At 62.2% G+C, this 12,187-nt stretch carries 12 protein-coding genes; 3 read left to right on the top strand and 9 right to left on the bottom strand.

The features are described from left to right. Nucleotides 1-71: 71 nt before the first annotated feature. The 6 genes from KUA23_RS12775 to KUA23_RS12800 form a co-directional block, all read right to left on the bottom strand. Nucleotides 72-659 (bottom strand): LysE family translocator, encoded by a 588-nt coding sequence (locus KUA23_RS12775; protein ID WP_100490914.1) that lies wholly within the window; start codon nucleotides 657-659, stop codon nucleotides 72-74. 54 nt (nucleotides 660-713) lie between these two features. After that, complete coding sequence (locus KUA23_RS12780) at nucleotides 714-1,553, bottom strand: AraC family transcriptional regulator (protein WP_252994064.1); 840 nt, start codon at nucleotides 1,551-1,553, stop codon at nucleotides 714-716. Nucleotides 1,554-1,626: 73 nt separating this feature from the next. Next, a complete protein-coding gene (locus KUA23_RS12785) occupies nucleotides 1,627-2,268 on the bottom strand; it encodes a DUF1345 domain-containing protein (protein ID WP_252994065.1) in 642 nt (213 codons plus the stop codon). A 127-nt stretch (nucleotides 2,269-2,395) separates the two neighbouring features. Continuing rightward, nucleotides 2,396-2,791, bottom strand: a complete 396-nt coding sequence (locus KUA23_RS12790; protein WP_100490913.1) for a hypothetical protein — start codon at nucleotides 2,789-2,791, stop codon at nucleotides 2,396-2,398. Nucleotides 2,792-2,921: 130 nt separating this feature from the next. Then, on the bottom strand, nucleotides 2,922-6,014 hold the full coding sequence (locus tag KUA23_RS12795; protein ID WP_078048147.1) for an efflux RND transporter permease subunit: 3,093 nt from the start codon (nucleotides 6,012-6,014) through the stop codon (nucleotides 2,922-2,924). Between the two features lie 18 nt (nucleotides 6,015-6,032). Next, nucleotides 6,033-7,190 (bottom strand): efflux RND transporter periplasmic adaptor subunit, encoded by a 1,158-nt coding sequence (locus KUA23_RS12800; RefSeq protein WP_078048148.1) that lies wholly within the window; start codon nucleotides 7,188-7,190, stop codon nucleotides 6,033-6,035. 316 nt (nucleotides 7,191-7,506) lie between these two features. Here KUA23_RS12800 and KUA23_RS12805 point away from each other — a divergent pair, with 316 nt between their 5' ends. Further along, nucleotides 7,507-8,208, top strand: coding sequence for a response regulator (locus tag KUA23_RS12805; protein WP_078048149.1), 702 nt, complete (start codon nucleotides 7,507-7,509; stop codon nucleotides 8,206-8,208). A 3-nt stretch (nucleotides 8,209-8,211) separates the two neighbouring features. Continuing rightward, nucleotides 8,212-9,513, top strand: coding sequence for an ATP-binding protein (locus KUA23_RS12810; RefSeq protein WP_078048150.1), 1,302 nt, complete (start codon nucleotides 8,212-8,214; stop codon nucleotides 9,511-9,513). Here the strand turns inward: KUA23_RS12810 and KUA23_RS12815 are convergent, their stop codons facing one another. Genes KUA23_RS12815 through KUA23_RS12825 form a run of 3 tightly spaced genes read right to left on the bottom strand, consistent with a single transcriptional unit; the run spans nucleotide 9,514 to nucleotide 11,267 of the window. Then, a complete protein-coding gene (locus KUA23_RS12815; protein ID WP_252994066.1) occupies nucleotides 9,514-10,182 on the bottom strand; it encodes an anti-sigma factor in 669 nt (222 codons plus the stop codon). Next, entirely contained in the window at nucleotides 10,179-10,694 is a 516-nt protein-coding gene (locus KUA23_RS12820) for a sigma-70 family RNA polymerase sigma factor (RefSeq protein ID WP_252994067.1), read from the bottom strand. The genes KUA23_RS12815 and KUA23_RS12820 overlap by 4 nt, the downstream gene beginning before the upstream one ends. A 51-nt stretch (nucleotides 10,695-10,745) precedes the next feature. Then, nucleotides 10,746-11,267, bottom strand: a complete 522-nt coding sequence (locus KUA23_RS12825) for a DUF3455 domain-containing protein (protein ID WP_078048153.1) — start codon at nucleotides 11,265-11,267, stop codon at nucleotides 10,746-10,748. 139 nt (nucleotides 11,268-11,406) lie between these two features. Here KUA23_RS12825 and KUA23_RS12830 point away from each other — a divergent pair, with 139 nt between their 5' ends. Continuing rightward, nucleotides 11,407-12,177 carry a class I SAM-dependent methyltransferase gene (locus KUA23_RS12830; RefSeq protein WP_252994068.1) on the top strand — a complete coding sequence of 257 codons (771 nt, stop codon included), beginning with the start codon at nucleotides 11,407-11,409 and terminating at the stop codon, nucleotides 12,175-12,177. Nucleotides 12,178-12,187 lie beyond the last annotated feature (10 nt).

Genomic DNA, 12,187 nt, shown 5'->3' on the forward strand with positions numbered 1-12,187 from the left:
CCGGTTTCAGGAAACCATCAAATGAGGAAAGTCGTCAAGCTGTTGTCGGACAAAGTCGGATGGCCGGTGCGTCAAATCACCACACTCAGCCAAGTCGCCACCAGCAGCAACAGCGCCATGCCCCGGTTGAAACGTTGCATCGCCCTGGCCGAACGAAACAGCCGTGCCGACCCCACGCCCAGCAACGCCCAAGTGCCCAGGCACGGCAGCGATATCAGGAAAAATACTAGGGACAGGTACACCACTTGGCTCTGGCGCTCAGCACCGTTGTCAGCGAATACGCTGACCACCGCCAGGGCCATCATCCAGGTTTTCGGGTTGATCAACTGCAGGCTGGCGGCGCCGATCAGGCCAAGGGGCTTTTCGCTGGCTTGCACGTGGATGGCTTGGGCGGGCGCGCTGAAGATCTGCCAGGCCAGGTAACTCAACCAGGCGATGCCGATCCATTGCATGGCCATTTGCACCTTGGGCACATGCACCAACGACTGGCCAAACCCGCTGCCCACCACCAACACCAGGCCCGCAGCACCTGCGCAGGCACCCAGAATGATCGGCAAGGCCGCCTTGAAGCCATGACGTGCGCTGTTACTCAGCACCAGGATGTTGGTGGGGCCGGGGGTGATCGACGCCACAAAGGCGAACAACATAAACGGCAACATGACGGCAGACTCCAATAAACCAATCGATGGAGTCGATCTTCACAAGCCCGCTTGCTACCTGTCTGGAAGATTTGAGCAGCGCTTGCGGTAGGCCGCAGGTGTGAGGCCGTAGGCGCGTACAAACCAACGCCCCAAGTGGCTCTGGTCGGCAAAGCCCAGGGCAATCGCGACGTCCGCCGGTTGTTCGCCCCTGGTCAGAAAATGACGGGCGCGGGCCAGACGCAGTTGCACCAGATAGGCGTGAGGGGGCAGGCCAAATGCGCTCTTGAACGCACGGGTCAGGCGGAAACGGTCGACGCCACAGGCCACGGCCAGTTCGTCCATGCCCACATCAATATGCAGATGGGCGTGCAGGTATTCGCGTGCCTTGTGGGCCACCAGAGGCAGACGCGGGTCTTCGCGGTAGCGGGTGCGCCAATAGAGTTGGCCGGTGAGGCGCTCCAGCAATTGGTCCATGGCCCGCTGACGTACGATGCGCAGTTCGCCGCTGTGCAGGGTCTGGAAAGCTTGAGTGGTGGCGATGGCCAGGCGCGGGTCGCTGGTCAAGGTATTGGCGAAACTCAGTTGGCTATCGAGTGGTGCCTCTTCAAACACCGCGCTCACCTCCCGCGCCAACCACTGCGGGTCGAGATAGAGCATGTGGTAAGTGAAGCCGTCGGCAGTGGGCGCATCGCCATCATGCAGTTCCCCGGGCTCCACCAGGAACACCTGGCCGGGCACACTGTGGTGGCGAGTGCGGCGGCAGTTGAATTGCTGCACGCCTTGCTCGGTGACGCCGATCAGGTAGCTGTCGTGCCAATGCGGGTCGTACGCATGGCCTTCGAAATGCGCGCGCAGGGTCTCGATGCCGGTGTCGGCGTCCTGGGACAGGTCGATCCAATTGTGCGCGGCCATAAAACACCGAGGCGGAATAGGTGAGGTAATTAGCGCCCAGCTGAGCATAAGCGTCTAGAAGGTTTGTGCAGCCTCAACCGAACAAGCCAGCGGCGATATTGATCGAGAACCCCAGGATTGCCGTGTTGAACAGAAACCCGATCAATGATTGACCCAGCACTACCTTGCGCATGCCTCGGGTGGCAACCCCGACATCAGAGGTCTGCACCGCCACGCCGATGGTGAAGGAAAAGTACAGGAAGTCCCAATAGTTGGGGGTCTGCAAACCTTCGGCAAAGCGCAGCGCCGGCTCCTTGCCGTCCCAGGTGTAATAAAGGCGCGCGTAATGCACGCTGAAGATCACCCCGATCAGCAACCACGAACCGATCACTGTCAGCCCGGTGAAACCGTAGTGCAGCAGGCGTTCCGAGGTGGCCAGGTCTTTGCTGCCCACCAGTTCGAAGGTGATGGTCGCCAAACTGGCAATGGCGGCAATGCACACCGTGAACAGCACCAGGCCGGCGTTTTCGTCTTCGATCTCGGCGATGCGTTTGACGTCTTCGGCTTTGGCGCGGCGGGTCAGCCACAGCATCAGCACCAGGTAGGTCCAGACCCCGGCATTCCAGCCGATGAGGATTTTGCTGATGAGGCCGTCGGCGGGGACCAGGATACCGACGGCAAGGCCGAGCACGGCGGCGGCGGAGAGGCGAGGGTGGGTGCGGGCGAGGAACGGCATGGCGGCTCACAATGAAATGTCTCTGCGAGCACCATAGCGCATTCTTTAGTCCCTGACTGACTGCGTCGAACACTCCTTTTTGTCAGTTGCACGTCCTGGCCATCAAACATGGCGGTTACAGCCGTGCTTATTCAAAGTAACGGATAGCGCCGTCCGTGAGTTTGACTGCGGGGTACTGCGCGACAGGAACCAAGACGGCTTCAAACGTCGCATCAAGCGTTTTACGTGTAGGGTCCCACACGAAGGTTATGCTTCCGCTACCGGCATGGCGGGTAGGATAGCCGTACCGTTCGTAGGTGAGCTGCGAAGGGTTGCCAGGACCAACCGGTATGGCTGTTCCACCATTCCCCGGGTTATTGACCGTGATGATGAATTTTCCGGCTGAGTTTCCAGTGCCCGGCGCCTCAATACGCAGCAATTGGCTCGTATGGATTACTGTTAAGTCTTCGCTGACAAAAAAACTGTTTCCAATGCCTACCGCCAGGTACCCGTTGGAAAGCAGTAAGCCTGAGTGTTCGCTCATGGGAAGCTTCTCTTTACTGATCGTTCGGATTGAACAAAGGCACACTAAAACGAAAAAGAACCCTGCGAAACTGTCAACATTGACAGTTTGTAAGGGCTCTTTTCAGTGGGCTTGCGTCGGTTGACGTCGATCAGTCGCGGCGCTTTTTAACCAACTTCATCACCACCACAAAAAACACCGGCACAAACACCACCGCCAGTGTCGCGGTGATCATCCCGCCGATCACGCCGGTACCAATTGCCTGTTGGCTTGCCGAGCTGGCCCCGGTGGCAATCGCCAACGGCACCACGCCGAGGATAAACGCCAGGGACGTCATGATGATCGGCCGCAGGCGCAACCGCGCGGCCTTCAAGGTGGCGGTGATCAGGTCTTCGCCCTGGTCGTACAGGTCCTTGGCGAACTCGATGATCAGGATCGCGTTCTTCGCCGAGAGGCCGATGATGGTGATCAAACCGACCTTGAAGAACACATCGTTGGGCATGCCGCGCAAAGACACAGCCAGTACCGCACCGAGTACGCCCAGCGGCACCACCAGCAGCACCGAGGTCGGGATCGACCAGCTTTCATACAACGCCGCCAGGCACAGGAACACGATCAACAACGACAAGCCCAGCAACAACGGTGCCTGCGAACCGGACAGGCGTTCCTGCAACGACAGGCCGGTCCATTCCTGGCCCAGACCGGCGGGCAATTGGCTGACCAGGCGCTGGATCTCGTCCATGGCCTCGCCGGTACTGTGGCCCGGTGCCGCTTCGCCGGAAATCGCGATGGCCGGGTAGCCGTTATAGCGCGTCAGCTGGGTCGGGCCCTGGGTCCATTTGGCTTCGACAAAGGCCGACAGTGGCACCATCTTGCCGGCGTTGTTGCGCACATTGATCTTCATCAAGTCCGCCACTTGGCTGCGTTGGTCGCCTTCGGCCTGCACCACCACGCGCTGCATGCGTCCCTGGTTGGGGAAGTCGTTGATGTAGGCCGAACCGATGGCCGAGGAGAGCACATTGCCCACATCGGCAAATGACACGCCTAGCGCATTGGCCTGCTTGCGATCGACTTCCAGCTGCACTTGCGGCGCTTCGGCCAGCGCGCTTTCACGCACGTTGGCGAGGATCGGGCTTTTCTCGGCGGCAGCCAGCAACTCGGTACGGGCTGCCATCAACGCGGCATGGCCGACGCCACCACGGTCCTGCAGGCGGAACTCGAAGCCGCTGGACGTGCCCAGGCCATCCACGGGCGGTGGCAGGATCGCATAAGCAATCGCGTCCTTGAGTTCGCTGAACGCCATGTTGGCGCGGTCGGCAATCGAGGCGGCGGAATCATCGCTGCCGCGTTCCGACCAATCCTTGAGTGTGGTGAATGCCAGAGCCGCGTTTTGCCCCGAACCGGAGAAACTGAAGCCCATGATCATGGTGGTATCACCCACCCCAGGCTCTTCGGCGTTATGCGCTTCGATCTGCTCGGCCACCTGCACCGTGCGGTTCTTGCTCGCGCCGGGTGGCAGCTGGATATCGGTGATGGTGTAGCCCTGGTCCTCCACCGGCAGGAACGAGGAGGGCAGGCGGCTGAACATCCAGCCCAGGCCCACCAGCAGCACCAGGTAAATCAACAGGTAGCGGCCGCTGCGCTTGAGGGCATACGCCACCCAGCCTTCATAACGGTCGGTGAGGCTTTCAAAGCGCTGGTTGAACCAGCCAAAGAAACCGCCCTTGGCATGGTGTTCGCCTTTGGCGATCGGCTTGAGCAAGGTGGCGCACAGGGCCGGGGTCAAGGTCAGGGCGAGGAACGCCGAGAACAGGATCGAGGTGGCCATCGACAACGAAAACTGCTGATAGATAACCCCCACGGAACCGGCCATGAACGCCATCGGCAGGAACACCGCCACCAGTACCAACGTGATGCCGATGATGGCCCCGGTGATCTGGCCCATGGCTTTTTTCGTCGCTTCCTTGGGCGACAGACCCTCGGTGGCCATGATGCGTTCGACGTTCTCCACCACCACAATGGCGTCGTCCACCAGGATGCCGATCGCCAGCACCATGCCGAACATGGTCAACACGTTGATGGAGAAGCCCAGCAACAACATGGTGGCGAAAGTGCCCATCAACGCAATCGGCACCACCAGCGTCGGGATCAGGGTGTAGCGCACGTTCTGCAGGAACAGGAACATCACCGCAAACACCAGCGCCATCGCTTCGAGCAGGGTGTAGACCACCTTGGTGATCGAGACTTTGACGAACGGCGAGGTGTCATACGGGATCTTGTACTCCACGTTGGCCGGGAAGTAGCGCGACAGCTCGTCCATCTTTGCCCGCACCAGGGTGGCGGTACTCAGCGCATTGGCGCCGGGCGACAACTGCACGCTGACGGCGGTGGACGGCTTGCCGTTCAGGCGGGTGGAGAACTGGTATTCCTGGCTGCCGACTTCCACCCGCGCCACATCGCCGATGCGCACGGTCGAGCCGTCGGGGTTGGCCTTGAGCACGATGTCGGCAAATTCGGCTGGCGTTGAAAGCTGGCCCTTGACCAGGATCGCGGCGGTGATTTCCTGGGTGTTGGTGCCCGGCAAATCACCGATGCTGCCCGCCGAGACCTGGGCGTTCTGCGCGCTGATCGCGGCGTTCACATCGGCCGGCGTCAGGTTGAAGCCGATCAATTTCTGCGGGTCGATCCAGATGCGCATGGCGCGCTCGGCACCGTACAGCTGAGCTTTGCCCACACCGTCGAGGCGCTTGAGTTCGTTCATCACGTTGCGCGCCAGGTAATCACTCAGCGCCACGTCATCGAGTTTGCCGTCGTTGGAAGTGAGGGTGACCAGCAGCAGGAAGCCGGCGGACACTTTTTCCACCTGCAATCCTTGCTGGGTCACGGCCTGGGGTAGGCGCGGCTCCACGGCCTTGAGGCGGTTTTGCACGTCCACCTGGGCCATTTCCGGGTTGGTCCCCGGTTGGAACGTGGCGGTAATGGTGGCTGAGCCCAGGCTGCTCTGGGATTCGAAGTACAGCAGGTGGTCGGCGCCGTTGAGCTCCTGCTCGATCAGGCTGACCACGCTTTCGTCCAACGTCTGCGCCGAAGCGCCGGGGTAGACGGCATAGATTTCGACTTTCGGCGGCGCGACGTTGGGGTACTGGGCCACCGGCAACTGCGGGATGGCGAGGGCGCCCGCCAGCAGGATAAACAGGGCCACCACCCAGGCGAAGATTGGGCGGTCGATAAAGAACTGCGGCATGGTGTTTGATTCCTTTCCTTAGCGGACAGAGGCCTGGGCATTCGGCGCGGGGCTATCGTCCACTTCGACTTTTTCACCGGGGCGCGCGTGTTGCAGGCCCTCGACGACAATACGGTCGCCGGGCTTGAGGCCACTGCTGACGATCCAGCGGTCTTCGATCACTGCACCCAGTTCCACCGGCTGCTGGCTCACGGTCTGCTCGGCGTCCAGCAACAACACCATCGGGATACCGGCGCTGTCACGGGTGATGGCGCGTTGCGGCACGCTGATGCCTTGCTTGTCGACGGCTTGCTCCAGGCGCACCCGCACAAAGCTGCCGGGCAGCAGGTCGAGGTCGGGGTTGGGAAATTCGCTGCGCAGGATGATCTGGCCGGTGCCGGGGTCGACGCTGATCTCGGCGAAGAGCAATTTGCCCGGCAACGGGTAGAGGCTGCCGTCGTCCTCGATCAACGTGGCCTTGGCCTGGTCCTGGCCGACCTGCTTCAAGCTGCCGGCGCGGAAGGCGCGGCGCAGGTCATTCAGCTCACGGGTGGACTGGGTCAGGTCGGCGTGAATCGGGTCCAGTTGCTGGATGATCGCCAGCGGCGTGGCTTCGTTCTGGCCGACCAGCGCGCCTTCGGTCACCAGCGCACGGCCAATGCGCCCGGAAATCGGTGCGGTGACGGTGGCGTAGCCCAGGTTCAGTTTCGCGCGCTCGACGGCGGCCTTGTTGGCGGCGACTTCGGCGTTGGTCTGGCGCACGGCGGCGCGGGCGTTGTCGTAGTCCTGGCCGCTGATGGCATTGCCTTCCACTAATTGGCTGTAGCGCTGTTCTTGCAGGCGCGCCTGGAAGGCATTGGCCTCGGCCTTGCTCAGGTTGGCCTGGGCGCTGTCGAGGTCGGCCTTGAACGGCGCGGGGTCGATGCGAAACAGCACGTCGCCCTGTTTCACGTCGTGGCCTTCCTTGAACACCCGTTGCATGACGACGCCGGCGACCCGTGCACGCACCTCGGCAATGCGCGGCGCGGCGATGCGCCCGCTCAGTTCGCTGGTGATGGACAGGGGTTTGGCGGCCAGGGTTTCGATGCGCACTTTGGCCAGCGGCATTTCCGGTGCCTCGGCGGCGGACTTGTCGCACGCGCTCAGGGCAAGGGTGAGGGCCAGCAGGCAAAACGGCGCAAACAGATTCTTCGACATGCTCTTATCCCAATATTGACTGGCGCATCCTAAAGTCACCCGCGCCGAGGTGCTGTGAAGCTGTGTAGCTTGTCTGTGAAGAAATGTAAGGTGCGACCCATAGTCGGCAGAGGGCGTATATCCTTGCACAATCCTGCAAGCGCCAACGATTCAACATGTGGCAACCGGCTTGTGTGGGAGCTGGCTTGCCTGCGATAGCATCACCTCGGTCTACCTGATAGACCGCAGTGTCTGTATCGCAGGCAAGCCAGCTCCCACACAAGCAGCGCCCACATTGGATTTGTGTACCGCCCATCACTGCTTATTTGGAAACACCATGCCCAACATCCTCCTGGTGGAAGACGACGCCGCACTCTCCGAGCTGATTGCCAGCTACCTGGAGCGCAATGGCTACCACGTCAGCGTGCTCAGCCGTGGCGACCACGTCCGTGAACGCGCGCGTCTGAACCCGCCGGACCTGGTGATCCTCGACCTGATGCTGCCAGGCCTTGACGGCCTGCAAGTCTGCCGCCTGCTGCGTGCCGACTCGGCAGGGCTACCGATCCTGATGCTCACCGCCCGCGACGACAGTCACGACCAGGTACTGGGCCTGGAGATGGGCGCCGACGACTACGTGACCAAACCCTGCGAGCCGCGCGTGCTGCTCGCCCGTGTGCGTACGCTGTTGCGCCGCAGCAGCCTGTCCGAGCCCCAGGTGGCGAACGACCAGATCATCATGGGCAACCTGTGCATCGACTTGTCGGAGCGCACCGTGGCCTGGCGCGAGCAGGCGGTGGAGCTGTCCAGCGGCGAATACAACCTGCTGGTGGTGCTGGCCCGGCATGCCGGCGAAGTGCTCAGCCGCGACCAGATCCTGCAACGCCTGCGGGGTATCGAGTTCAATGGCACCGACCGTTCGGTGGACGTGGCCATCTCCAAGCTGCGCCGCAAGTTCGACGACAACGCCGGTGAAGCACGCAAGATCAAGACGGTGTGGGGCAAGGGCTACTTGTTCAGCCGTTCCGAGTGGGAATGCTGACCCATGTTTCGTGTCTTGCTGCGCCTCTACCTGATCACCATCGTCACCTACAGTGCGGCGATCTACCTGATCCCCTCGTTGGTGATCCAGCTGTTCGAACACCGCTACATGGACTACAACATCGAGCAGACACGCGGCCAGCAGAAGCTGATCGTCAAGCAATACCTGCGCGCGCCGGTGGAACGCTGGTCACAGGTGACCGAGCAACTGGGCCGTGACTTCGCACCGCTGAAAGTGCAATTGCTGCTGCGCCAGGACGCCAGCTACACGCCCATGGAAGAACAGCTGCTGGAGCAGGGCAAACCGGTGGTGCGCCTGGGAGAGTGGGGCTGGATGGAGGAAATCAGTTCGCCGATCAACGAGCAATTCGTGGTCAAGCTGACGGTGCCGCCCGATCCGATGGACATGAACGTGCTGTACTGGGCGATCAACGTGCTGATCGTCGCCGCGCTGCTGGCCTGCCTGCTGGTGTGGCTGCGCCCGCATTGGCGTGACCTGGAACGCCTGAAAAGCACCGCCGGGCAACTGGGCCAGGGCAACCTGGCCGAGCGCACGCGCATTCCGGCCAGCTCCAGCATCGGCAGCCTGGCCTCGGTGTTCGACACCATGGCCGACGACATCGAACACCTGCTCAATCAGCAGCGCGACCTGCTCAATGCCGTCTCCCACGAACTGCGCACGCCGCTCACTCGCCTGGATTTTGGCCTGGCCCTGGCGCTCTCTGAAGACTTGCCCGAAGCCAGCCGCGAGCGCCTGCAAAGCCTGGTGGCGCATATTCGTGAGCTGGATGAGCTGGTGCTGGAGTTGCTGTCCTATAGCCGCCTGCAAAACCCGGCGCAATTGCCCGAGCGGGTCGAGGTGATGCTCGACGAGTTTATCGACAGCGTGCTCGGCAGCGTCGATGACGAATTGGAAAACCCCGAGATCGTCATCGACGTAGCGCTCGATTGCGCCGTGGAGCGCTTCAGCCTCGACCCGCGCCTCACCGCCCGTGCCTTGCAGAACCTGCTGCGCAATGCCACGCGCTACTGCGACAAGCGCATCCAGGTCGGCGTGAAGGTGTGTGCCAAGGGTTGTGAAATCTGGGTGGACGATGACGGCATTGGCATTCCGCTGGACCAGCGCGAACGCATCTTCGAGCCGTTCTACCGCCTGGACCGCAGCCGCGACCGCGCCACCGGCGGTTTCGGCCTGGGGCTGGCCATCAGCCGGCGCGCCCTGGAAGCCCAGGGCGGCACCTTGACGGCGTTGGCCTCGCCCTTGGGCGGCGCGCGGTTCCGCGTGTGGTTGCCCAGCGTCGCCTGATCAAAGCACCTTGACGGCGCGGCCGATGGCCTGGATCGGCCCGGTGGGCTTGCCGGTCGGCGAGCCACGTGGGTCTTCCAGGGTCAGCTCGAACAGTTGGTTTTGTGTCAGCGGCGGTAGCTTGTCCAGCGGCACCGACAGCGTCTGGCCCGGCTTGACCAGGCCCAGGGACACCGGGCCTTGCCAGCCGTCGCCCTTGGTCCAGAACTGCAGGGCCTTGTCGGATGGCACTTCCATCACGCCCAACGGGATCAGCTGAATCTGCTGATCATTACTGGCCTGGATCACCCAGCCCGGTGCCTGGCTTTGCGGCGCGACCAGCACGACCACGAAGCTTGGGGCGGCAGTGGGCGGGCGGGTCAGTAGCAACCCGGCCAGTACCAGCGTGGTCAAAAGCCCCGCACCGGCCAGGCCGCGCCACACGGCCAGCAGGTCCCACCAGTGCGTGCGAGCACTGGCGATGTTACGTTCGATACGCCGCCACAGCTCAGAGGAGGGCGGTACGGGTTCCGCCAAGGCGGTCAGCGGCAACAGGCGTTGCTCCCAGGCGTCCACCGCAGCGCGTAGTTCAGCATCGTGCTTGAGGCGTTGTTCGACGTCGGCGCGTTGTTCGCCGGGCAAGGTGCCCAGCACGTATTCGCTGGCGAGTTCGTCCAGTGGGTCGTTCATGCCATGCACTCCCGCAGCGCGGCGAGGCTACGTTTGATCCAGGCCTTGACGGTCCCCAACGGGGTGTCGAGTTTCTGGGCGATTTCACTGTGGGAATAACCGTCGACATAGGCATGCAGGATGCACGTGCGACGGGCCGGGTCGAGTTGCTCCAGGCAGGTGTGGACCTGTCCCGAGCGCGCGCTGAATTCAAAGGTTTCGGTTGCGGCGACTTGCTCGTGTTCGTCGCCCAAAGGCACTTCGCGGTAATGGTTACGCACCACGTTGAGCGCCAGGTGGCGGGTCACGCTGAACACCCAGCCACGGGCCGAGCCGCGACTGGGGTCAAAACTGCCGGCGCCTCGCCAGATCTTGATAAACGCATCATGCACGATGTCTTCGGCCAGGGATTTGTCCCTGGCGATGCGCAACACCACGCCGAGCAGATGGCTGCTTTCCTGCTCATACAACTGGCGCAAGGCGCGTTGATCGCCACGGGCGCAAGCCTGCAGACAGGCTTCGTAATCAAACACGGATGGCTACCCCCCAACGATCGGCATGGGGGGCAGCGTAGACGACTTTACTCAGTTGGCCGCCCAGAAAATGTAATCCGCCTGGTACTTCACCACTTCCTGCTTGCCTTTGTTGGCTGCGGTGCACTCGCTGCTCGGCGCCACGCCGCCCTTGAGGGCCACGCGCTGGATGTAACTCACGCCGCTCATCGCGCCGTTGCCTTCAGCGGGGTTGGCCTTGACCAATTGATACGGCAAGTTGCCCGCGCCCGAGGGGGCCACGGCCAACTGGGTGCCGGTGATTTTTGAACCGTCCTTGGCCTGCCACGTAGCCGGTGGGCCGAAGTAGGTGCCCACTTGCTTGCCGCTGCGGTCATTCAATACCGCCTTGGGTCCGACAAAGGTCCACTCGGTCTGGCCGGCGGCGTTGGCCTTGTCACGGCACTCATAGGTGATTTCGCCGACGCCGGTGGTTTCCAGCGCGACCTTGTGGCCGTCCGGCACCTTGATGCTGTCGGGCAAGCCGGTCTGGGCAAAGGCGGCCGGTGCCGCAGCGAGCAGGGCGGTGAGGCAGAACAGTGCTTTAGCGTTCATGGGTACTTCTCCATTTCAGTAGAACAGCGGGGTGACTGAAAGGACTACCCACGGCACGCACGATTGGATGCAGCGATTAGAAAAAAAAGTCCGGAGGGCGCACACTGTGCCCCCCGCTATACCCGAGGAGAGATTGGCAATGACTGGTGTACACACGTCTGCTCAACAAGGTTTCTCTACCCAGGCCGTCACCTACGCCCAAGGCCGGCCGGACTATCCTAGGCAACTCACAGGCTGGCTGGCCGAGACATTGCGCATCGATGCCCAGTCAAGCGTGATCGACCTGGGCGCCGGCACCGGCAAGTTCACCCGTTTGCTCAGCACCCTGGCACCGACTTTGACTGCCGTCGAGCCCGTGGCGGCCATGGGCGCGCAGTTGACCAAACTGCTGCCCGATGTGCGCCTGGTCAATGGCACTGCTGAGTCCATCCCATTGCCCTCCGCCAGCGCAGACGCGGTGGTGTGCGCCCAGGCATTCCATTGGTTTTCCACCGAGGCGGCCCTGGCGGAGATCCACCGCGTGCTCAAGCCCCAAGGCCGCCTTGGCCTGGTGTGGAACGTGCGGGATGAATCGGTGGATTGGGTCGCGGCCATCACCGACATCATCACCCCCTACGAGGGCGATACCCCGCGTTTTCATACCGGGCGTTGGCGTGAAGCCTTCACCGGCGAGTACTTTTCCGAGCCCGAAGTGACCTGTTTTCCCTACAGCCATGTGGGCAGCCCTCAGGAGGTGATCATGGATCGCTTTCTCTCCGTGAGCTTTATTGCCGCGCTGCCGGAGGCGTCCAAGGCTGTGGTGACCGCGCAATTGCAGGCGCTGATCGACACGCATCCTTCACTGAAGGGGCGCGACACCGTGGCCTTTCCGTATCAAACCCAAGCGTACGTCTGTCAACGTCTGAGCTAAAAGGCATAAA

This window comes from Pseudomonas pergaminensis (assembly GCF_024112395.2).
Taxonomy (GTDB): Bacteria; Pseudomonadota; Gammaproteobacteria; order Pseudomonadales; family Pseudomonadaceae; genus Aquipseudomonas; species Aquipseudomonas pergaminensis.